Source organism: Bradyrhizobium arachidis (assembly GCF_015291705.1).
In the GTDB taxonomy this organism is placed as follows: domain Bacteria; phylum Pseudomonadota; class Alphaproteobacteria; order Rhizobiales; family Xanthobacteraceae; genus Bradyrhizobium; species Bradyrhizobium arachidis.
The window spans coordinates 2,630,817-2,653,034 of sequence record NZ_CP030050.1; the positions used below are offsets into that span (position 1 = coordinate 2,630,817).

Genomic DNA, 22,218 nt, shown 5'->3' on the forward strand with positions numbered 1-22,218 from the left:
TCTTGAGCGCCCCTTGCCAGCTTCTCGTGCTGGCAGGGCCGGAGCACGGCCGGACCATCCCATTAGCGGACTTCCGCGCTGCATTGACTTAGATCAAGCGGTTCCAACGATATCGTTCAGCATTATCCTCGGCGGGCAAAGCTGGGCACGAGGGTGCGGATGAGTGCGGCACGGACTAGCTGGTGGACGTGGGCGTGGCCGGTCGCCTCATGGCTCGTACTTCTACTCGCGCTCGTACTCGGTGCCGGCGGATTGGTCTCCGCGCTCGCAGGCATTGCGCTGTTCGGTGCCGTGTTCGCGGCCGTGTACCATGCGGAGGTGATCGCTCACCGTGTCGGCGAGCCGTTCGGGACTCTGGTCCTGGCTCTGGCCGTCACGACAATTGAGACCGCGCTGATCGTTTCGGTGATGATCGCGGCTCCGGCTGAAAAGGCAGGTTTGGCACGCGATACGGTCTTCGCTGCGGTGATGATTGTGTGCAATGGCATTGTCGGCCTGTCCCTGCTCATGGGGGGCGCCCGGCATCGCGAGCAGGGATTTCAGATCCAGGGGGCAAGCGCGGCGCTCGTCGTGCTGGCGGCCCTCACCTTTCTTGCCCTGATCCTTCCCAACTATGCGGCAGCGGAACTCGGGCCGGCCTATACGACGCCGCAACTGGTTTTCGCGGGCTTCGTGTCGTTGGTGTTGTACGGCGCTTTCGTTTTCGTTCAGACAGTGCGGCATCGCGACTTTTTTCTTCCGGTCAAGACCGACGATGAGGAGATACATGAGCATCCGCCGTCTGTGCAGACGACGCTGCTCAGCGCGGGCCTCCTGATGGTCTCTCTGGTCGGCATCGTCGGGCTCGCGAAGGCTCTCACCCCCACGGTTGAATTGACCATCACTCGCCTCGATGTGCCGAAGGCCGTCGTCGGGGTCGTCATTGCAGCGCTTGTGTTGCTGCCCGAGGCCCTGGCGGCATTGAGAGCCGCGCAAATGAATCGGTTGCAAACAAGCCTCAACCTTGCCCTGGGATCGGCCCTGGCGACGATCGGCCTGACCATTCCGGCCGTTGCCGCGGTCTCGATTGTGCTCGGACAGCGCCTGCAGCTCGGTTTGGATTCCAAAGATCAATCCCTGCTGGCCATAACTTTGTTCATCAGCGTGATTACGTTCGGCACCGGCAGAACCACGGTGCTTCAAGGCATCGTCCATTTGATGATTTTCGCCGCGTTCATGTTCTTTGCTGTCGCGCCATGAACGGAGCAGAGCCATGCGTCGACCGTCTTCTCGACTCGTCATCTGCGCTTTCGTCGTCTTTGGTTTGCAGGGCTGTAGCGAGAAGCAGCAGGCCGCCACCGACCAGCCCTTGCGCGGACTTCGCGCCTACAAGGTCTCGACGACAGCCGGGAGCCGTGTTCGCCGCTTTCCCACCGTCCTGCAGCCGGCGGACGTCAGCAGCCTGTCGTTCGAGATCGCTGGCCAACTGAGAGCGGTTACCCTCATCGTCGGCCAGAAGGTGTCTTTGGGCGATGTGTTGGCTGAGATCGATCCCCGCTCACTGCAGACGCAGGTCGAGCAGGCGGGCGCCGGCGTGCAGCAGGCGCAGGCACAGCTCGACAACGCAGAGGCGGATTTCCAGCGCAAGGAGGACCTGCTCAAAAAAGGGGTTACGACCCAGGCCATATTCGACCAATCGCGAGCGGCGCTGCTGACCTCCCGGGCGCAGGTGGACCAAGCGAAGCGGCAGCTTGATCTCGCGAGTCACAATCTCGACCGCAGCAAGCTTCTCGCACCGTTCTCGGGCACGGTCGCGCGCGTGGACACGAAGTCATTCGCGCAGGTTGCGGCCGGACAGCCGATCCTCACTCTGTACAGCGATGACCGCTTCGAGATGTCCCTCCTGGTGCCGGCACCGACCTTTCAGAATCTGAAAGTCGGTCAGCATGTCGGCGTCAAGGTCGCGGACCTGCCCGACGTTTCCGTGACCGGGGAGATCAGAGAGCTCGGATCCAAAGCGGAGCAGGTGTCGGCCTTTCCAGCCGTCGTCCGGCTCGACAACAACGTTACCGGATTGAATGCCGGAATGTCGGTCGAAGTCACGATCGAGGATCCCTTGAGCGGTGGGCCAAGCGGCTTTCTGGTGCCTATCAGCGTGCTGGCGCCGGAGGGCGGCAAGGAACTCAAGGGACCTGCGACGGTGTTTGTCTATGACGGCCAGAGCTCCACGGTGCACAAGCGCAAGGTCGTCGTCGGAGGCGTTCGCGACAATCGCCTGATCGTCACCGAAGGTCTGAGCGAGGGAGACATCGTTGCGTCTGCCGGCGTCTCCTATCTGTTTGACGGGCAAAAAGTGAAGCTTCTTCCCGTGCAGGAGTAAGCAACGTGAACTTCCTCACGCGATTTAGTCTCGCCCGGTCACGATTCACCATCGCAGTCATGATCGTACTGCTTGCTGCGGGCGTGGCGCTCTACCCGAGTTTTCCCAAGCGTGAAGATCCGGTCGTCGTGATCCGGACCGCGGTGGTATCGGCGCTGTCCCCGGGAATGGCACCGGAGCGCGTTGAAAACCTGATTGCGATTCCGATCGAGCGCAAGATCCGCGAGTTGGCCGAAGTCAAGGATATCAGAACGCTTGCCAGCGAAGGATCGCTTATCATTTACGTCGATCTCAAGGATGAGATTGGCAACGTCAATGCGACCTGGCAACGTCTGCGTGACAAGATGGGCGACGTGAAGGTCGAGCTGCCCGCCGGCGTCGCCGGCCCCTTCGTCAACAGCGACTTCGGTGACGTCGCAATCGCGACGATCGCGATCACCGGCGAGGGCTTTTCACAGCGAGAATTGAAGGACGTCGGGGAAGACTTTCGCAAGAAGCTCTATGATCTGCCCGGGACCGCCAAGATCGACCTTCTCGGCGTTCAGGACGAACGGGTTTGGCTTGAGCTCGATGTGCGCAAACTCGGCTCCGTCGGCGTCCAGGTCAACGCGCTGGTAAAAGATCTGCAGGCGCAGAACGTTGTGGTTCCATCTGGGTCCATGAATGTGGACGGCACCCGACTGCTGTTGGAAACATCCGGCGATTTTCCGAACGTGCGTGCGATCGAGACCATGCTGACCCGCGTGGGCGTGACGGACAGCCTGGTGCGGCTCGCCGATCTTGTGACCGTTCACCGCGGATACGTCTCTCCCAAGACCAAGCCCGTCTATTTCAACGGGCGAGCCGCAGTCGTGCTCAGCGTAATCATGCAGCCCGACCAGGATGTGACGCAACTCGGACGGAGGCTGCGCGCCGAGGCGGAGGCCTATGAGCGACAACTTCCGATCGGGTACGCGATCAGCTTTGCGAGCTTCCAGGCCGATCAGGTCCGCGCTTCCGTCAATTCCGCGCTGTCGAGCGTGGCGCAAACCTTCGTGGTCGTGGCTGCGCTGGTCGTGCTGTTTCTCGGCCTGCGTGCGGGGTTGATCGCGGCGATGATCGTTCCGTTTGCCATCATGTTTGCGCTGATCGGCATGCGTCAGCTCGGCATTGCGCTCGAGCAGGTCTCGATCGCGGCCATCATCATTGCCCTTGGCCTTCTCGTGGACAATGGCGTGGTGATCGTCGAGGATATCGTCAGTCGCATCGGTCGCGGCATGCCGGCCCAGGCTGCGGGTCTTGCCTCCGGAGAGCAATATGCCTTTCCGCTGCTGATATCCTCGGTTACCACGGTCGCGGCCTTCTTGCCCCTGTTTCTGTTGCCGGGATCGTCGGGCGAATACGGTTACTCGCTCGCCGCAGTCGTCGCCCTGACGTTGGCCGGTTCTTGGCTCGCCGCCCTCTACATCCTACCGGCACTGACCGTCTGGCTGTTCGGCCGCGTCGAGATCAGCGAAAACCGGCCCGCGTCTCCGTCACCGCTGCAATGGATTTACGGCACGGCCCTGCAGGCCGGGCTCCGGTTCGCTCCTCTCGTGCTGGCTGCGTGCATCGGCCTGATCGTGCTTTCTGTTGCGCTGTTCGGCCGCGTGCCGAGACAGATGTTTCCGCTAAGCGAGCGCAACCAATTTTTGATTTACATGAACATGCCCGATGGCACGGATATTTCCCGCACCGAGACGCAGGCTCTGGCGATTTCCAGATGGCTCGGCGACAAAACGCAAAATCCCGAGGTCGCTAGCAACATCGTCTATATCGGAGACGGCGGTCCGCGCTTCTATCTGACGTTGACCCCTGTGGCGCCCGATCCCGCGTCGGCCTTCTTCCTTGTCGATGCCAACGATTACCCCGGCGCGGTGCGGGCAGCGGATCGTGCCTGGAAGTACCTCTACACCAATCACCCGGAGGGGCGCTTCAAGGTCAAGCGTCTTGCAATGGGGGCCGTGGAATCGGGGATCGTCGACGTGGAGATCTCCGGACCCGATGCCGATCGCCTCTTGAAGCTGAGCGAACACGTGCAATCGCTGCTTCGCGCCGTAGCGGGCGTCCGGGAAAATGAGGACGATTGGGGCAACAAGCTCATCAAAGTGGTCGTCGAGATAGATCAGGACCGCGCGCGCCAGCTTGGAATAACCACGGAAGACATCGCCCAGCTCCTCAACACCTATTTCAGCGGCGACGCGGTGTCGACCTATCGCGAAGGCGACAATCTCATTCCGATCGTGCTCCGCGCCGGAGCCTACACGTCGGAAAACCTGGAAGGTCTCACCAGTGCGACCTTTGCGAAGAACGGCGGTCTGATTCCGCTGGCGCAGTTCGCGAGGCTGCGGCCCGAATTCGATCTTGCGCGCATCCGCCGGAAGAATCAGGAGCGAACGATCACGGTGTCTGCGCGGGGTGCATCCATGACGGCTGGTCAGCTTCTCGAGTCCATTCGCCCGGGTCTGCAGACTCTCGACCTTGCAGGCGGCTATCATGTCGCGATCGGAGGTGAGATCGAACAGAGTGCGGAGACAAACCAGAAGCTCGTCGCTGGATTTCCCCTTGCCCTGGGGGTCATGGTGCTTGCGATCATTCTGCAATTCAACTCGTTCCGCCGCACGCTCCTGACGTTCATCACCGTTCCGCTGATCCTGATCGGCATCCCCTATGGCCTGCTGCTGACCGGGCAACCGCTTTCCTTCTTCGGAACGCTCGGCATCATTAGCCTGTCGGGAATCATCATCAATAACGCGATCGTATTGATTGATCAGATCGACATCGAACGAAGGGAGCTGAGTTTACGGGACGCGATCGTTTCGGCCGCCGAAAAGCGGCTACGGCCGATCCTCTTGACTTCGGCGACTACCGTTCTCGGACTGGCGCCGATGGCGATCGCGGGTGGCGCGCTGTGGCAGCCAATGGCGATACTCATGATGTCCGGGCTCGCCATCGCCTCGTTGCTGACATTGTTTTTCGTTCCGGCGGGCTATTTTTTGCTCTTCCGGTTCGGCGGGAGTCACCATTGAAGCCATCGCATTGTCAGTTCTGGCCCATCCGCGCCATCCAGCGATGTCCGCCATTGCAGCGTTATCGGCAGAGAGGCGGACATCAGAGCGCCGGAGCGGAACGCTCCGGCCTGATGAGGATGCGGTCTTAGGCGCGCCTACTCCTCGTCTTCGTCGTCCTCGTCTTCATCCTCATCTTCGTCGTCCTCTTCCTCGTCGGGGTCTTCCTCCACCTGCACGAGCGTGGCCAGCGGCAGCGTCTCGCGGAACAGGTCGCCTTCCATGCCCATCCAGAGGCAGAGCACGTCGTCTTCTTTCACTTCCGCGACGGTCAGCGGCTGGCCGCCGGATTTCAGCATCACGACATCGCCGGCTTTCAAGTCCATGGATTGTCCCTTTCGAGTTGATCGACGCGGCGGCGAAGTTAGCAGGCGGTCATGACAGGGCGATCACCGGCGGCCGGGTTTCAGCCGGTGATGCGGACGCCTCCGCGCCGCCCGAAATTCCGGTGCGATATCAACGCCTGGTGACGATGATCGGCGTCGTTTTGATCGGCGTGCAGGAATCGTTGAAGAAGCCCACCACGGACGTCACGATCGGGACACGGCAGGCAAAGCTGTCCGGACGATAACTCTCCCGGATGCCGTCCATGTCGAAGGTCGCAAGGTTCATGAAGGCGTTGAGCCGCTTGGCCTGAAGGTCGATCGCCAATTGGATGTTGTCCCGATCGACCGGCGGTGAAGCCTCGCTCGCGGCCGCCTTCGCTTCGGGTCGCGAAGCCCAGTGGCGCACCGGCGCCAATCTCTCGTGCAAATTGCGCAGGCAATAGTGCATCACCAGCACCTGGTGCTTGGCGCTGTACCAATGAATCGTCACGGACTCGTTCGAGCCGGCCTTCTCGCGGTTCTTGGGACAGATATCGACGTAGGAATAGGCCGGGTCCCAATTATGCTTGGCATCGATCGTGCACGCATTCTCGGCAGAGACGCGCGGGGCGGCGGCCGTGCTGCCGTTCGCGGGCATGAATTGCGGCAGGTTGTGGTCGCAATCGAAGTCATAGGCGCGCAGCAGGGTCTGGTCGAGCGGATCGCTCGTCGGGGCAGATTGTTCCGTCGGATCGCGCCTGAAGTTCGTCGCCCAGTCGATGTACATCTGGGCGTTGCGCGCCATCAACTCGCCGGTTTCGAACAGGGCGAGCTGGGCGTCTTCGTAGACCTTCAGAATCTCCTGGGCGCTCTTGACGGCAAGAGCCTGCTCGCTGGCGTCGGCGCGATCGTCGAGTGCGGTCGCGTAGTCGGAGAACAGCTGCTGTTGCAGCGCCTGCACCTGGGAAAACTTCGTCGAGATGTCGTCGAACGTCTTCGCCGCGGCTTGCATGTTTTCCTTGGCCTGAGCGCTCACCTTGTCCTGATAGGATCCCAGGTACTGAAAGGATCCGACAAAGAGGCTGCTCAGCACCGTCACGACCGAGAGGCCTTTGACGAGGGTGAAACGGCGATCGAACTTGGCGAGCCAACCCAGCGGTTCCTCGGCGGGAGGCTGCTTCTGCGCTGCGTCCTTCTCCTTCTCCTTCTCCTTCTCCTGCTCCATGATCGCCTCCAACTCACTCCACGCCCCATGGTGCAAAAGTAGCGCAATCGCGGATTGCGAACTGTGAGGTATTTCACTTCAAGTGGGGCAGGGGCGCTGTCGGATGTCGGGAGGCGGCGGCTCGATGGGCGAGCGGATGATGCGGGCCCGCCTGTCCATCGGACATCGCGACGATGACATCATGCCCCTGTTTTGCCCGACGCGTCAACGACTATTCTGAAAATCAGCAATCTCTTGAATTTGCAACACCCCGCTACTGTGCATGGGGTTGTTTTCGATTTTTGGTGGCGTGCCCCGATCAAGCCCGGTCCGGCACGAGCTCGGTCAGCGAGCGGATGATGCGGTCGGGCCTGACGGTCGAGCCTGCGGGCAGGCCGTCGCCATGCACGTCGATCCAGATCGCATAGATGCCGAGCCGCTGCGGCGTCACGACTTCCCATTCCAGATTGTCGCCGATCATCCAGGTGTCTTTCGCGCTGACGCCGAGCGCCTCCATCGCGTGCAGATAGGCGCGCTCCTCGGGCTTGCCGAAACCGTGCTCGCCTTCGATCTGGATGTGGTGGAAGCGGTGCGCGAGCTCGAAGCGCTCGACCTTGGCGCGCTGGGTATCGGCGGCGCCGTTGGTCACCAGCGCGAGCTTGACCCCGAGCGCCTTCAACTGGTCGATCGCCTCATGCGCGCCGGGGAAGACGAACATCTCCTCCTCGCGATAGGCGGTGAAGCGGTCGGCGATGCGGATGGCGAGATCGTCGGGGAGCGCGCGGTGGCCGGCGGCGGCGAGCGCGGCGAAGCCGCCCTTCACCGTCAGATGACGGGCTTCGGCGAGCCTGAGCCGCCACGAGGCGTCCGCATTGGTCCAGAAGTTTCGCGCGAAGGCCAGCACCGCCGTTGCGACCTCCCGCGGCGGCAGCGGGGCAAGCTCTGCGGCGAATTCGTTGGCGATGGTGTTCCAGGCGATCTCGGGCCGGCCATAGGCCGACAGGATGGTGTCGTCCATGTCGATCAACATGGCGCGCGGCAGTGGCCTCAAAGCGCTCATGGCCATTTCACCTCCGGCGGCAGCGACGACAGGATGGAGTCCACATTGCCGCCGGTCTTGAGCCCGAAGATGGTGCCGCGGTCGTAGAGCAGGTTGAATTCGACATAGCGCCCGCGCCGGATCAGTTGCTCCTCGCGATCATCAGCCGTCCAGGCGCTCGCGAAATTACGCCTGACGATCTCGGGGTAGATCTTCAGGAAGGTGCGGCCGACATCCTGCGTGAAGGCGAGGTCGGCGTCCCAATCGCCGCTGTCGTGCCAGTCGTAGAAGATGCCGCCGATGCCGCGCGCCTCTTTCCGGTGCGGCAGGTAGAAATACTCGTCGCACCACTTCTTGTACTTGTCGTAGTCGGCAACGCCGTTCGGCTGGTCGCACGCCTCTTTCATCGCGGCATGGAAAGCGAGCGTGTCGGCATCCTCCTGCGTGCGCCGGCGGTCGAGCACCGGCGTCAGGTCCGCGCCGCCGCCGAACCAGGCTTTGGTGGTGACGACGAAGCGCGTGTTCATGTGCACGGCGGGCACATGCGGATTGCGCATATGTGCGATCAGCGAGATGCCGGAGGCCCAGAATTTCGGGTCCTCCGCCGCGCCCGGAATCTGCGCGCGAAACTCGGGTGCGAATTCGCCATGCACGGTCGAGCAATGCACGCCGACCTTCTCGAACAGGCGCCCATGCATCATCGACATCATGCCGCCGCCGCCCGCCGCGCCAGAGTGGTCGGTGCGCTGCCAGGGCGTGCGTTCGAAGCGGCCGGCCTCGCCCGGATAGAGGCTCTGCGGCGCGTCGTCCTCGAGCCGCTCGAAGCTTGCGCAGATGTCATCGCGCAGGGCTTCGAACCAGGCGCGGGCGCGGCTCTTGCGGTCTTCGATTGTCGATGCGTCCATCATCTATTCCCGAGCGAAGCTGCCGTAGGGTGGGCAAAGGCGTCCTCGCGCCGTGCCCACCATCTTTCACCGTCGTCTTGATTGGTGGGCACGCTCCGCTTTGCCCACCCTACGAGATCGTGACTATTCTTGCGGACCGTAATAGGTGCAGCTCTCGTTGCAACTGTCGCGGTGGATGCTGACGCGGGTCAGCTTGCCGATATGCGCCAGCCGCTCCCAGACGAAGCGCGAGAGGTTTTCCAGCGTCGGCGTGCCCAGCGCCTCGATCTTGTTGAGGTACTTGTGGTCGAGCGTGAGCCTGACGTCCTCGATGGCGCGCTGGACGAGGCCGAGGTCGACCACCATGCCCGTCTTGGGATCGGGCGTGCCGCGCAGCGTCACCTCGGCGCGGAAGGAGTGGCCGTGGATCTCCTCGCTCGCTGCACCGAAGGTCGTGCCCGATAGTGAATGCGCCGCCTCGAAGCGGAACGATTTGGTCAATTCCCACATCTGTCCGAAAACCAATCCTATCTGATGCCGAGCGATTTATGCGTCTGCACGCTCAGCCGCCACTGCGGGTGGCGCAGGCAATAGTCGATCGCGCGCGCGGTGTTCTCCGTGACCTCGGGCCCGTCCATCGGCTGCAGCGAGAAGCGCTCGAAGGCGAGGCCCTCGAAGGTCTCGGGGGCGGCGAGGGCCTGCGGATAGACCAGCTTCAGCTCATGCCCGCGCGTCTGCACGAGCTCGCTGCCGCCCTTGGGACTGACGCAGATCCAGTCGAGGCCGTCAGGCGCTGCAATCGTGCCGTTGGTCTCGACGCCGATCTCGAAGCCGCGCGCATGGAGCGCATCGATCAGGTCGGCGTCGACCTGGAGCAGCGGCTCGCCGCCGGTCAGCACCACATAGCGGTTGTCGTTGGAGGCGGTCCACTGCGCGGCGATGGTGTCGGCGAGATCCGCAGCCGAGGCGTAACGGCCGCCGAGCGTGCCGTCGGTGCCGACGAAGTCCGTGTCACAGAACTTGCACACGGCGTCCGTGCGGTCGGCCTCGCGGCCGCTCCAGAGGTTGCAGCCGGCAAAACGGCAGAACACGGACGCGCGCCCGGCATGGGCGCCTTCGCCTTGCAGGGTCAGGAAGATCTCCTTGACCGCGTAACTCACTGGTCTCTCCTCAATGGTCTCAAACTTGCGGGTTCCGGAGCTGCCGCAGCGCTTCGCCTGCGGCCATCGCCGCGCTCATGGCGACATTGAGCGACCGCAGCCCCGGATTGATCGGGATCACCAGCCGCGCATCCGCGGCCTCGACCACCGCGTCGGTGACCCCGGCGCTCTCGCGCCCGAATAGCAGGATGTCCGCCGTCTGGTAACGGAAATCGCGGTAGTCGGTGGCACCCTTGGTGGTGAACAGGAGCAGGCGGTAGCCCTGTGCCGCGCGCCACTCCTCGAACTTCGCCCAGGAGTCGTGTCTGACGATGCTGACATGGTCAAGATAATCCATTCCCGCCCGGCGGAAATGGCGGTCGGAGACCGGGAACCCTGCCGGCTCGATGATATGGGCAGTCATACCCAGGCAGGCGCAGAGGCGGAGAATCGTGCCGGTGTTCTGGGGGATGTCAGGCTGGAAAAGCGCTATCTGCATGGCTTGATGTCGGGTTGGGCCGGGACCGAATTGTCTCAATAAAACATCGCTGGCGCGGGAATTCGTGCATTGCACGCTCCCGCGCCGTTAGCGGGCTTGCGCTCGCCCGGCAAGGGTGCCAATAGAACGATTCTGGACTGCTGTTTTCGCCCTTGTTTTGGTGGGGACAAGTGAAGTTCTGCCGCCGCGGGGGGCCGCGGGCGCCGGCAGGCTGTTCTGGGGACCTTGGGGGCTCCCGGAGCGGTTCCGCCGGCAGCATAAGAAGAAAGGGTTGGAATCGTGACGACAGCGTCTTCGGCGGACCATCCGACACGCCGTGATTTCTTATTCGTTGCAACAGGGGCAGCTGCAGCAGTAGGGGGCGCAGCCGCGCTCTGGCCCTTCATCTCCCAAATGAATCCCGATGCGTCGACCATCGCCGCCGGTGCGCCGATCGAGGTCGATCTCAGCCCGGTCGCCGAGGGCCAGGACATCAAGGTGTTCTGGCGCGGCAAGCCGATCTACATCAGCCACCGCACCAAGAAGCAGATCGACGAGGCGCGCGCCGTCAACGTGGCGAGCCTGCCCGATCCGCAGACCGACGAGGCCCGCGTCAAGTCCGGCCATGAGCAGTGGCTGGTCGTGATCGGCATCTGCACCCATCTCGGCTGCATCCCGATCGCCCATGAGGGCAATTACGACGGCTTTTTCTGCCCCTGCCATGGGTCGCAGTACGACTCGTCTGGCCGCATCCGCCAGGGACCCGCGCCCGCGAACCTGGCCGTGCCGCCGTACCAGTTCGTTTCCGACACCAAAATCCAGATCGGCTGAGCCGCGGACCTGCGTCCGAAGCTTCGCGCCGTCTCGTCGTTATATTTCCTCAGGATCGCATCATGAGCGGACCATCCGACTACCAGCCGAGCAATCCGGCCCTGCAATGGATCGAGCGGCGTCTGCCGATCCTCGGCCTCATGCACTCTTCCTTCGTCGTCTATCCCACCCCGCGCAACCTGAACTACTGGTGGACCTTCGGCGCCATCCTCTCCTTCATGCTGGGGATGCAGATCCTCACCGGCGTCATCCTGGCGATGCACTACACGCCGCATGCCGATCTCGCCTTCAAGTCGGTCGAGCTGATCGTCCGTGACGTCAATTACGGCTGGTTGCTGCGCAACATGCACGCCTGCGGCGCGTCGATGTTCTTCTTCGCGGTCTATGTCCACATGCTGCGCGGCCTCTATTACGGCTCCTACAAGGAGCCGCGCGAGGTGCTGTGGATCCTCGGCGTCATCATCTACCTCCTGATGATGGCGACGGGCTTCATGGGCTACGTGCTGCCGTGGGGCCAGATGAGCTTCTGGGGCGCCACCGTCATCACCAACCTGTTCTCCGCCATTCCCTATGTCGGCGAGAGCATCGTGACGCTGCTGTGGGGCGGCTATTCGGTCGGCAACCCGACGCTGAACCGCTTCTTCTCGCTGCACTATCTCCTGCCGTTCCTGATCGCAGGCGTCGTCGTGCTGCACGTCTGGGCGCTGCACGTCGCCGGCCAGAACAATCCCGACGGCGTCGAGCCGAAGACGGAAAAGGACACGGTGCCGTTCACGCCGCACGCGACCATCAAGGACATGTTCGGCGTGTCCTGCTTCCTGCTGCTCTACGCCTGGTTCATCTTCTACATGCCGAACTATCTGGGCGATGCCGACAACTACATTCCGGCGAACCCGGGCGTGACGCCGCCGCACATCGTGCCGGAATGGTATTACCTGCCGTTCTACGCGATCCTGCGCTCGATCCCGAACAAGCTCGCGGGCGTCATCGCGATGTTCTCGGCGATCATCATCCTGTGCTTCCTGCCCTGGCTGGACAGCGCCAGGACGCGGTCGTCGAAGTACCGTCCGCTGGCCAAGCAGTTCTTCTGGATCTTCGTCGCGGTCTGCATCCTGCTCGGCTATCTCGGCGCGCAGCCGCCGGAAGGCATCTACGTGGTTGCCGGCCGGGTCCTGACGGTGTGCTACTTCGCCTATTTCCTGATCGTGCTGCCGCTGCTCTCGCGCATCGAGACGCCGCGGCCGGTGCCGAACTCGATCTCGGAGGCGATCCTCGCCAAGGGCAGCAAGGCTGTGGCCTCCGTCGCGGTCGCGCTGGTCGCCGCCGGTGCGCTGTTCCTCGGCAGCCTCGGGGATGCCCGGGCCAGTGAAGGCAGCGACAAGCCGCCGGGCAACAAATGGTCGTTCTCAGGTCCGTTCGGCAAGTTCGACCGCGGCGCGCTCCAGCGCGGCCTGAAGGTCTACAAGGAGGTCTGCGCCAACTGCCACGGCCTGTCCTACGTCGCCTTCCGCAATCTCGGTGAACCCGGTGGCCCCGGCTATTCCGTGGCGCAGGTGGCAGCCTTCGCCTCCGACTACAAGATCAAGGATGGTCCGAACGACGCGGGCGACATGTTCGAGCGCCCTGGCCGGGCAGCCGACTACTTCCCCTCGCCGTTCCCGAACGAGCAGGCCGCCCGTGCTGCCAACGGCGGTGCGGCGCCGCCCGACCTGTCGCTGATCACCAAGGCGCGTTCCTACGGCCGCGGTTTCCCCTGGTTCATCTTCGACTTCTTCACCCAGTACCAGGAGCAGGGCCCGGACTATGTCGCGGCGGTGCTCCAGGGTTTTGAGGAGAAGGTGCCGGAAGGCGTGACGATCCCGGAGGGCTCCTACTTCAACAGGTACTTCCCGGGCCACGCCATCAAGATGCCGAAGCCGCTCAGCGACGGCCAGGTGACCTATGACGACGGCTCGCCGACGACGGTCGCGCAATACTCCAAGGACGTCACCACGTTCCTGATGTGGACCGCCGAACCGCACATGGAAGCGCGCAAGCGCCTCGGTTTCCAGGTGTTCGTGTTCCTGATCATCTTCGCGCTGCTGATGTACTTCACCAAGAAGAAGGTCTGGGCCGACTCCCACTGAGCGGCGCGCGACGAGAATGAAGAAGCCCCCGCAAGGGGGCTTTTTTGTTGTGCGGTCATTCCGGGGCGGCGCGCGATGGCGTGAACCCGGAATCTCGAGATTCCGGGTTCGGTGCTGCGCACCGCCCCGGAATGACGAGAGTGTGGATTGCTTCACACGTCCTCACCCGCCAAAATGCCGTCAACCGCTCCCCCAAGAAACTCACCGGAGGACACCATGGGAACCACGATCACCTTCAAGCGCCCGGACGGCAAGGACGCCTCGGGCTATCTCGCCAATGCCGCGCGCGGCAATGCGCCGGGCGTGGTCGTGATCCAGGAATGGTGGGGCCTGTCGGACCAGATCAAGGGCCTGTGCGATCGCTTTGCGCTGGCCGGCTTCGATGCGCTGGCGCCCGATCTCTACAAGGGCAAGGTGGTGCCGTATCACGACACGGATTCCGCCAACAAGGAAATGAACTCGCTCGACTTCATGGATGCCACCACGCAGACCGTGCGCGGCGCCGCGCAATATCTGTCGCGCAACGGTGCCAAGGTCGGGCTGACAGGCTTCTGCCTCGGCGGTGCCGTCACCATCATCGGCGCGGTCCATGTGCCTGAGCTCGCCGCCGGTGTCGTGTTCTACGGCATCCCGCCGGAGCAGGCCGCCAAGCCCGCCGACGTCAAGATCCCGCTCCAGGCCCATTTCGCCAACAAGGACGATTGGTGCACGCCGGAGCTGGTGGGCGGCTTCGAGAAGGCCATGAAGGCCGCCGGCAAGTCGCTCGAGCTGTTCCGCTATGACGCCGAACACGCCTTCGTCAACGAGCAGCGCCAGGCCGTGCACGACCGCGAAGCCGCCGAGCTCGCCTGGGGCAGGGCGACGGAGTTTTTCCGGAAGCATCTTGGGTGATCGCTCGTAGCCCGGATGGAGCCAACGGGTCGGCGCGAAGCGTCGCCCCGTTCGCTCCATCCGGGCTACCGCCTTGCCGCCACCCTTGACGCCGCCCCCGGGCCATGGTGAGTATCCGCCCCATGAGCACCGCCGTCCGCCCAGCCCGTCTTTGGTGGCGCACCTCCTAAAGAGGTGGCCGGTGCGATTTTCCTTTCCCAAATCGTCTGAGGTCGCCAGCACAGCGCGGCGGCCTTCTCGTTTGTCCTGTGTGGCGTTCCCTCGGCAAGTCTCGTAAGAGGACCCCAAGAGGATCACATGAACAGGATAGTCTTTGCCCTCCCGGCCAGAAGCGATTACGTGACCCGCGGCGGTCTCGCGATCACGCGTGTCGCGGAGCAATTCACCGGCGGCGCCAATCGGCTCGACGATCTCATCAATCTGCTCGACCGCCGCCGCGGGGTGGTGCTGTCCTCGGGCACCACCGTGCCCGGCCGCTACGAGAGCTTTGACCTCGGCTTCTCCGATCCGCCGCTCAAGCTCGAGACATCAGGCGTCGATTTCAAGCTGGAGGCGCTCAACGAACGCGGCCAGGTACTGATCGCCTTCCTCGCGGACGTGCTGCGCGAGCCTTGCGTGGTGATCTCCGAGAAGACCGCCACGCGCCTTGCCGGCCACATCATCCGCGGCGATGCGCCGGTCGAGGAGGACCAGCGCACGCGGCGCGCCAGCGTGATGTCGATGGTGCGCGACATCATTGCCGCTTTCTCCGCCAATGATGACGGGCTGCTCGGCCTGTTCGGCGCCTTCGCCTATGACCTCGTGTTCCAGATCGAGGACCTCGTGCAAAAGCGCCCGCGCGAGGCCGACCAGCGCGACATCGTGCTCTACGTTCCCGATCGCCTGCTGGCCTATGACCGCGCCACCGGCCGCGGCGTGGTGCTCACCTACGATTTTGCCTGGAAGGGCAAATCCACCGAGGGCCTGCCGCGCGAGACCGCCGAGAGCCCGTATCTGAAGACGCCGCGCCAGGGCTTTGCCGATCACGCGCCCGGCGAATATCAGGCGACCGTCGAGACCGCGCGCGCGGCGTTTGCCCGCGGCGATTTGTTCGAGGCTGTGCCCGGCCAGCTCTTCGCAGAACCATGCGATCGCTCGCCGGCCGAAGTGTTTCAGCGGCTCTGCGTCATCAATCCATCGCCCTATGGCGCGCTGATGAATCTCGGCGAGGGCGAATTCCTCGTCTCGGCCTCGCCGGAAATGTTCGTGCGCTCGGACGGACGCCGCGTCGAGACCTGCCCGATCTCGGGCACGATCGCGCGCGGCACCGACGCGATCGGTGATGCCGAACAAATCCGCCAGCTGCTGAACTCGGAGAAGGACGAGTTCGAGCTCAACATGTGCACCGACGTCGATCGCAACGACAAGGCGCGCGTCTGCGTGCCCGGCACCATCAAGGTGCTGGCGAGGCGGCAGATCGAGACCTACTCAAAGCTGTTCCACACCGTCGATCACGTCGAGGGCATGCTGCGCCCCGGCTTCGACGCGCTCGATGCGTTCCTCACCCATGCCTGGGCGGTGACCGTAACAGGCGCGCCAAAGCTCTGGGCGATGCAGTTCGTCGAGGATCACGAACGCTCGCCCCGGCGCTGGTACGCCGGCGCCATCGGCGCGGTGAATTTTGACGGCAGCATCAACACCGGCCTCACCATCCGCACCATCCGCATGAAAGACGGCCTTGCCGAAGTGCGGGTCGGCGCGACTTGTCTGTTCGACTCCGATCCCGCCGCGGAAGACCGCGAGTGCCAGGTCAAGGCCGCTGCGCTGTTCCAGGCGCTGCGCGGCGATCCGCCAAAGCCGCTCTCCACTTTCGCGCCCGATGCCACAGGCTCGGGCAAGCAGGTGCTGCTGATCGACCACGACGACAGCTTTGTGCATATGCTCGCCGACTATTTCCGCCAGGTCGGCGCCGAGGTCACCGTGGTCCGCTATGTGCATGCGCTCGACATGCTCAAGCGCAAGAGGTGGGATTTGCTCGTGCTGTCGCCTGGCCCTGGGCGCCCCGAAGATTTCGGGATCAAAAAGACGATCGATGCGGCGCTGGAGAAGCAGCTGCCGGTGTTCGGCGTCTGCCTCGGCGTGCAGGCCATCGGCGAATATTTCGGCGGCGAGCTCGGCCAGCTCACCCATCCAGCCCACGGCCGGCCGTCGCGGGTGCAGGTGCGCGGCGGACGCTTGATGCGCAATCTGCCGAACGAGATCGTCATCGGCCGCTATCATTCGCTGTTCGTCGAGCGCGACAGCATGCCGGAGGTGCTAAGCGTCACCGCCAGCACCGAGGACGGCGTCGCCATGGCGCTGGAGCACAAGACCCTGCCGGTCGCCGGCGTGCAATTCCACCCGGAATCGCTGATGTCGCTCGGCAACGAGGTGGGCTTGAAGATTGTCGAGAATGCGTTCCGGCTGGATGCCGGGACGAATTGAGTGCATGTTTCATGCTCGTCATTCCGGGATGGTGCGCAAGCACCAGACCCGGAATCTCGAGATTCTCAGGTGCGCAATTGCGCACCAGAGTTCGGCTCTTCGAGCCGCTCCGGAATGACAGCTAACATGGGATACAAATGACCTTTGACCACGATCTGAAGGCGAGCGTCCGCACCATCCCCGACTATCCCAAGCCGGGGGTCATGTTCCGCGATATCACGACCTTGCTCGCCGATGCGCGCGCCTTCCGCCGCGCGGTGGACGAGCTCGTCAATCCCTGGGCCGGCAACAAGATCGACAAGGTCGCCGGCATGGAAGCGCGCGGCTTCATCATCGGCGGGGCGGTGGCGCATCAGCTCTCGGCCGGCTTCGTGCCGATCCGCAAGAAGGGCAAGCTGCCGCACACCACCGTGCGCATCGCCTACTCGCTCGAATACGGCATCGACGAGATGGAGATGCATGTGGATGCGGTCCAGCCCGGTGAACGCGTCATTCTCGTCGACGATCTCATCGCCACCGGCGGCACCGCGGAGGGCGCTGTAAAACTGCTGCGCCAGATCGGCGCCAACGTGATCGCTGCCTGCTTCATCGTCGACCTGCCCGAGCTCGGCGGCGCCGCCAAGCTGCGCGCCATGGACCTGCCGGTACGCACGCTGATGACGTTCGAGGGGCACTGAGCGTCCGGGTCGTTTCGGGTCACGACCTCTGCAGGATCAGGTTGAGCTCCAGCTCGCGGAAGGCGAGGTAATTCCTCCGGGTCCACTGGTGCAGCTCGGTCGAGGAGTCCTTCTCCTGGCGCAGATAGCCGGTGAAGGAGAAGTTCAGCCGGTCGATATAGGTTTTCAGGAAGCCGGGCAGCGCGGGCAGGCGGAACAGCCGGCCGCCTTCCATCGCAGCCGGCAGCTCGCCGCGCACGACATATTCATTGTCAACCGTGATCAAGCTCATCCGGGGGATCTGTCCGCGCAGCATCTCGTGGGCGCGCGCCGAGACGCGGTCGGTGTCGGCGACGAACATGATCTGCGGTGCGACATGCCGGCGTGCCGCTTCCTTGAGCAGGCCGATCTCCTCGGTCATCTTGAAGAACTCGTCGAAGGCGTGGAAGCCGAGGTCGATGACCTTGGCGAGGCCGTCATCGACGATGACGCGGTCCATCAGCTGCATCTTGCCGTAGGTGTCGATCACGTCGGCGGTCTCGGTGATGCCAGGCAGATAGTCCAGCAGCGACGGCTCCTTCAGATTGACGTCGAAGGCCGCCACGTTGCCGTTCTTGAGCAGCAGGAATTCGCTCAGAAGCCGCGCCAGCAGGGTCTTGCCGACCTGCGGGCGGGGCGAGCAGATGATGTAGACGGGTGTCGCGGACATTGCGGGTTATTATTTGAGCGAACTTGCCGCCCAATCCAGCCGTATCAGCCCGGGGTCCGCAACTATTTTTCGCTGTTGCGGGTCACCGGCTTCGAACCGACGATGTCCGTCAGGCGAATGCGGTCGAACTCGCTCCAGACATTGGCCAGCCAGTGGCGGACATAGCCGCGTAGCACGAAGGAATAGTTCGCGGCCTCGTCGCTGATGCCCTTGTTGGCGACGAATTTCAGGAACGGAACGGACGACACCTCGACCTGCTCATAGGCCATCTCGTTGAGCTTGGGGATGGTCAGCTCGGTGGCGTCCTTGATGCGGTGGAAATAGGAATTATAGGTCGCCTGATCCCACTGGAAGAACTGGGTATCGTTGATGAAATTCTTGACCAGGAAGTATTTCGCGCCGGTCATGAAGCCGGCGGTCTCGGCGATTTCCTCCAGCGAGGCGATCGAGGGGCCGAGGATATGGAACACCGCGAAGGTGATCTGGCCGGCCTTGGCGGCGTCGAGGAAGCCGATGTCGCGGAGCGAGGCCAGCGCGGGCGAGAGCAGACCGGCGCGGACGTCGATGACGGTGACCGACGGGCTGACCGCGTTGAGCGTGTCGAAAATTTTCATCTGGTCGGCCGTCGTCGTCATGTCGACGATCTCGGTGATATCAGGGTGGAAGCGCTTCAGGGTTCCGCGCGGCGACTCCGTGTCGAAGGCACGAGTCGGCACGTTGTTGGCTGAGAAATAATCGAGCAGGGTGCGCGATACCGTGGTCTTGCCGACCCCGCCCTTGTCCGCGCCCACCACAACCACTGCCGGCTTTGCCATTGCTGTCCCCTAACGCGCGCCCCCGATCGCGAGGTCGCAATCGGCCGGGCCCGAGACCGATGTCCCGAGTCTGCTGTTGGGCGCGAACATGGCAGAAACAAGGGAGAATTCAAATCCTCGGCACGCCGATGCAGCTATTCCGGCGGTTTTTCCTGATCGTTGCGAAACCGCCGCACGCGGTGCCTGCTTCAATGGCGGCCCCAGGGACCCATCGGATTGCCAGCCGCGGTTCCGGAGGGGCTGGGCGCGGGGATCGGCGGCGGACTGGCCGGACCGGCTGCATCGCCCCACGGTCCCTGCGATAGCGGCGGCGGGGTGGTTTGCGAGTCAGCCTGCGCTTCGGGCTGATCCGTCGCTGCAGTCGGGTCGGGCAGCGGGCCGGGATCGTGGCCGCCGGCAAACTTGACCAGTGCATCGACCCGGGACTGCACCGAGGGATGGGTGGCGAACAAATCGGCAAAGCCCTCGCGCGGATTGTCGACGCAGAGCTCCATCACCGCCGAGGTCGCGCCCGGTAGCTCGCCGCGGCCCTCGATCTTGCGCAGCGCCGAGATCATGGCATCGGGATCTTTGGTCAGCTCGACCGAGCCGGCATCGGCGAGATATTCGCGCGAGCGCGACAGCGCCAGCTTCACCACCTGCGACATCAGCCAGGCCACCACGATCAGCACGACCGCGATGATGATGACGATCACCGCGCCGCCGCCGGAGCTCTTGCTGTCGCTCGACGAGGACGAGCGCGACGAGGAGGAGGAGCCTGACGACCACGAGCCGCCACTGGTGTTCCAGCTGAAATTGGTGAACAGGCGGAAGAACAATTCGCCGAAGAAGCCGACCACGCCGGCGATGATGACGGCAACCACCATCAGCTGCACGTCGCCGTTCTTGATGTGGGTCAGCTCATGCCCCAGCACCGCCTCGATCTCCTTGTCGTTCAGCGCGCTGAGGAGACCGGTCGTGACGGTGACCGAGTATTGCCGCGGGTTGAGGCCGGTCGCGAACGCGTTCAACGCCGGGCTTTCCATGATCTTCAGCTTCGGCATGGTGATGCCGCGCGAGATGCAGAGGTTTTCGAGCAGATTGTAGAGCCGCGGCTCCTCCTGCCGGGTGACATCGTGGCCGCCGGTCACGGCGTCGATCATCGACTGGTGGAAGAAATAGGCGATCACGACCCAGGCCACTGTGACGACCGTCGCAATGGGCGCGGCGACGATCAGATCATGGAAGGCGTGGCTCAGGTAGAAGGCGGCGGTCCGATTGCTGTCGATCAGAACTTCAGCGACCAGCGCGCCGGCATAGACCAGCACATAGACCAGCGCGAACAGGCCGGCGAGCAGCAGCATCGAACGAAACTTGTTCGAGGCGATATGCGTGTAGAGTCCATACGCGGCCATGGCGGGCCTTCGTCAATGTCCGTCGTTCCGGGGCGCGCCGAAGGCGCGAACCCGGAACCTCGAGATTCCCTGGTGCGCAACTGCGCACCATAGTTCGTCGCTTCGTGACGCCCCAGAATGACGGAGAAAAACAATGGACATGCTAGGCAATCAGAACTTCACCTGAGGCGTGGCTTCGACCTCGGTGCGGCTGGCGCCGAGATCGAAGAAGTCCTTCCTGGTGAAGCCGAACATGCCGGCGAACAGCGCGGCGGGCATCTGCTGGATGCCGGTGTTGTATTCCTGGACCGCGTTGTTGAAGAAGCGGCGGCTCGCCGCGATCTTGTTCTCGAGGTCGGAGAGCTCGGATGCGAGTTGCTGGAAGTTGGCATTGGCCTTGAGGTCCGGATAGGCCTCCGACAGCGCGATCAGCCGGCCGAGCGCACCGGAGAGCTGGTTCTCGGCGGCGGATACCTGCGCCGGGCCCTGCGCCGACATCGCCGAATTGCGCGCCTTGATGACGTCGTCGAGCGTGCCGCGCTCATGCGAGGCATAGCCCTTCACGGTCTCGACCAGGTTCGGAATGAGATCGTGACGCTGCTTGAGCTGCACGTCGATATCGGCAAAGGCCTGGCCGACGCGCTGGCCCAGCGCGACCAGGCGGTTGTAGGCGCTGAAGGCCAAGAACACGAGAACGACGATGACGCCGAGAACGATCCAGCCGGTCGACATGGAGGACTCCTGAAGGGGATTGAGGCGGGCGCTAGGGTAGACCAAATTGGCGCAGGACGAGAGCCCCGGCGCAGAGGGCAGGTAAGACTTGGTCGAACCGGGAACCATCCAAGTTCAAGGCGAAAGCCTTGAATGAGGTTAACTTTCGGCAATAACGGCATCGCCCCAGCGCCAGCGCCGGGCAGCCGCATAGGCGGCCTTGTCGCGGCGGGCGACCTTGGCGAGTTCGACGCCGCTCTCGGTGCAGAGCTTGGCCGTGATCTCGGCCTTGCCGACATCCGGCGGTGCCAGCACGCGTGACGCACGCGTTGGCGGCGTACGGGTCAGGGCGACGTAGATGAAGCGCTCGTCCTCGAACGGCACCTCGGCACCCTTGATCTGGCGGTGCGCCTGCGAGCGCGGCAGGCGCTGGCTGAAATGGCACCAGTCGGGCGCTACGAGCGGGCAGGGCTTTTCGTGCGGGCAGGGCGCGGCGACGTAGGCGCCAGCTGCGATCAGCTGCTGGCGCAGCGCGAGGATGCGGGCGTAGCCGGCGGGCGTGCCCGGCTCGATCACGACCAGCGCGTGGCGCGCCTTGGCCCACATCGCTTCCGTCAGCTTGCGCTGGTCGCCTTCATTGAGCTCGCCGATGATGTAGCTGGCGACGACGAGATCGGCTTGCGAGACTTCAGTGAGGTTGCCGCCGGCGTCGCCCGGCAGATAGCGGCACTCCGAAAGGCGCGAGCTGTCGCGCGCCAGCTCGAGCGCGAGCCGGCTCAGCGTGGGGTTGGCGTCGAGCAGGGTGAAATCCTGCAGCGATGGAAACGCCTCCGCGGCGGCCCAGCTCGCAGTGCCCGGGCCTGCGCCGACGTCGAGCAGCGTTTCAGGCGCAAGGCTTGGCGCGATCTCGGTCAGCGCATTCAGGCTCGCGGCCACGGCCGCGTAGGTCGCCGGCATGCGCGCCAGCGCGTAAGCCAGCGCATCGGCCTCCGACTTGATCGTGCCCGAGCCGCCGCCGGCGCGATAGGTGGTGGAGATTTTCTGCGAGCGTTGTGCGGCGTCGGTACGAGAGAAGCCCTGCAGCTTGCCGTCGAGGGCGGCTTTCAATTCGGCGGGGAGGGTGGGGGCTATCATCATCCGCAGTCATGC

Annotated in this window: 20 protein-coding genes; 8 read left to right on the top strand and 12 right to left on the bottom strand. The window is 63.7% G+C overall.

Annotated elements, in window-relative coordinates:
- Positions 1-159 precede the first annotated feature (159 nt).
- From WN72_RS12125 to WN72_RS12135, 3 genes are read left to right on the top strand one after another with little or no spacing between them, the layout of a single operon-like run.
- On the top strand, positions 160-1,239 hold the full coding sequence (locus tag WN72_RS12125; RefSeq protein WP_092217868.1) for a calcium:cation antiporter: 1,080 nt from the start codon (positions 160-162) through the stop codon (positions 1,237-1,239).
- Positions 1,240-1,252: 13 nt separating this feature from the next.
- Complete coding sequence (locus tag WN72_RS12130; protein ID WP_092217869.1) at positions 1,253-2,359, top strand: efflux RND transporter periplasmic adaptor subunit; 1,107 nt, start codon at positions 1,253-1,255, stop codon at positions 2,357-2,359.
- A 59-nt stretch (positions 2,360-2,418) separates the two neighbouring features.
- Positions 2,419-5,406 (top strand): efflux RND transporter permease subunit, encoded by a 2,988-nt coding sequence (locus tag WN72_RS12135; RefSeq protein WP_208617506.1) that lies wholly within the window; start codon positions 2,419-2,421, stop codon positions 5,404-5,406.
- Positions 5,407-5,543: 137 nt separating this feature from the next.
- Here WN72_RS12135 and WN72_RS12140 read toward each other — a convergent pair whose 3' ends face one another.
- The 7 genes from WN72_RS12140 to WN72_RS12170 all read right to left on the bottom strand — a co-directional run bounded on the left by WN72_RS12140 (position 5,544) and on the right by WN72_RS12170 (position 10,515).
- Positions 5,544-5,771: a YodC family protein gene (locus tag WN72_RS12140; protein WP_027558123.1), complete on the bottom strand. Its 228-nt coding sequence runs from the start codon at positions 5,769-5,771 to the stop codon at positions 5,544-5,546.
- Positions 5,772-5,901: 130 nt separating this feature from the next.
- Positions 5,902-6,975, bottom strand: coding sequence for a hypothetical protein (locus tag WN72_RS12145; RefSeq protein WP_143130715.1), 1,074 nt, complete (start codon positions 6,973-6,975; stop codon positions 5,902-5,904).
- Between the two features lie 298 nt (positions 6,976-7,273).
- Entirely contained in the window at positions 7,274-8,020 is a 747-nt protein-coding gene (locus WN72_RS12150; protein WP_092217872.1) for an HAD family hydrolase, read from the bottom strand.
- Positions 8,011-8,898, bottom strand: coding sequence for an oxygen-dependent coproporphyrinogen oxidase (hemF, locus tag WN72_RS12155; RefSeq protein WP_194483020.1), 888 nt, complete (start codon positions 8,896-8,898; stop codon positions 8,011-8,013). The genes WN72_RS12150 and hemF overlap by 10 nt, the downstream gene beginning before the upstream one ends.
- Positions 8,899-9,021: 123 nt before the next feature.
- Positions 9,022-9,387 (bottom strand): 6-pyruvoyl trahydropterin synthase family protein, encoded by a 366-nt coding sequence (locus WN72_RS12160; RefSeq protein WP_027558127.1) that lies wholly within the window; start codon positions 9,385-9,387, stop codon positions 9,022-9,024.
- Between the two features lie 17 nt (positions 9,388-9,404).
- Positions 9,405-10,037 (bottom strand): 7-carboxy-7-deazaguanine synthase, encoded by a 633-nt coding sequence (queE, locus tag WN72_RS12165; protein ID WP_027558128.1) that lies wholly within the window; start codon positions 10,035-10,037, stop codon positions 9,405-9,407.
- A gap of 19 nt (positions 10,038-10,056) precedes the next feature.
- Positions 10,057-10,515 (bottom strand): tRNA (cytidine(34)-2'-O)-methyltransferase, encoded by a 459-nt coding sequence (locus WN72_RS12170; protein ID WP_092217874.1) that lies wholly within the window; start codon positions 10,513-10,515, stop codon positions 10,057-10,059.
- A gap of 279 nt (positions 10,516-10,794) precedes the next feature.
- On the opposite strand from WN72_RS12170, the gene petA reads away from it, so the two are divergent.
- From petA to WN72_RS12195, 5 genes are all read left to right on the top strand, one after another.
- Positions 10,795-11,325, top strand: a complete 531-nt coding sequence (petA, locus tag WN72_RS12175) for a ubiquinol-cytochrome c reductase iron-sulfur subunit (RefSeq protein ID WP_027558130.1) — start codon at positions 10,795-10,797, stop codon at positions 11,323-11,325.
- Positions 11,326-11,387: 62 nt separating this feature from the next.
- The gene (gene fbcH / locus WN72_RS12180; RefSeq protein ID WP_027558131.1) at positions 11,388-13,451 is read left to right on the top strand and encodes a cytochrome b/c1; all 2,064 of its coding nucleotides are present in this window, start codon (positions 11,388-11,390) and stop codon (positions 13,449-13,451) included.
- A gap of 216 nt (positions 13,452-13,667) precedes the next feature.
- Entirely contained in the window at positions 13,668-14,342 is a 675-nt protein-coding gene (locus WN72_RS12185) for a dienelactone hydrolase family protein (protein WP_092217875.1), read from the top strand.
- A gap of 297 nt (positions 14,343-14,639) precedes the next feature.
- Positions 14,640-16,805 carry an anthranilate synthase component I gene (locus WN72_RS12190; RefSeq protein ID WP_092217876.1) on the top strand — a complete coding sequence of 722 codons (2,166 nt, stop codon included), beginning with the start codon at positions 14,640-14,642 and terminating at the stop codon, positions 16,803-16,805.
- Positions 16,806-16,942: 137 nt separating this feature from the next.
- Entirely contained in the window at positions 16,943-17,482 is a 540-nt protein-coding gene (locus tag WN72_RS12195; RefSeq protein ID WP_027558134.1) for an adenine phosphoribosyltransferase, read from the top strand.
- Positions 17,483-17,501: 19 nt separating this feature from the next.
- On the opposite strand, the gene WN72_RS12200 is transcribed toward WN72_RS12195, so the two are convergent.
- The 5 genes from WN72_RS12200 to WN72_RS12220 all read right to left on the bottom strand — a co-directional run bounded on the left by WN72_RS12200 (position 17,502) and on the right by WN72_RS12220 (position 22,206).
- Positions 17,502-18,170, bottom strand: a complete 669-nt coding sequence (locus tag WN72_RS12200; RefSeq protein ID WP_027558135.1) for a hypothetical protein — start codon at positions 18,168-18,170, stop codon at positions 17,502-17,504.
- A gap of 62 nt (positions 18,171-18,232) precedes the next feature.
- Complete coding sequence (locus WN72_RS12205) at positions 18,233-18,985, bottom strand: P-loop NTPase family protein (RefSeq protein ID WP_027558136.1); 753 nt, start codon at positions 18,983-18,985, stop codon at positions 18,233-18,235.
- 188 nt (positions 18,986-19,173) lie between these two features.
- On the bottom strand, positions 19,174-20,379 hold the full coding sequence (locus WN72_RS12210) for a M48 family metallopeptidase (protein WP_027558137.1): 1,206 nt from the start codon (positions 20,377-20,379) through the stop codon (positions 19,174-19,176).
- 150 nt (positions 20,380-20,529) lie between these two features.
- Positions 20,530-21,090, bottom strand: a complete 561-nt coding sequence (locus WN72_RS12215; RefSeq protein WP_027558138.1) for a LemA family protein — start codon at positions 21,088-21,090, stop codon at positions 20,530-20,532.
- Positions 21,091-21,228: 138 nt separating this feature from the next.
- Positions 21,229-22,206: a small ribosomal subunit Rsm22 family protein gene (locus WN72_RS12220; protein WP_027558139.1), complete on the bottom strand. Its 978-nt coding sequence runs from the start codon at positions 22,204-22,206 to the stop codon at positions 21,229-21,231.
- Positions 22,207-22,218 lie beyond the last annotated feature (12 nt).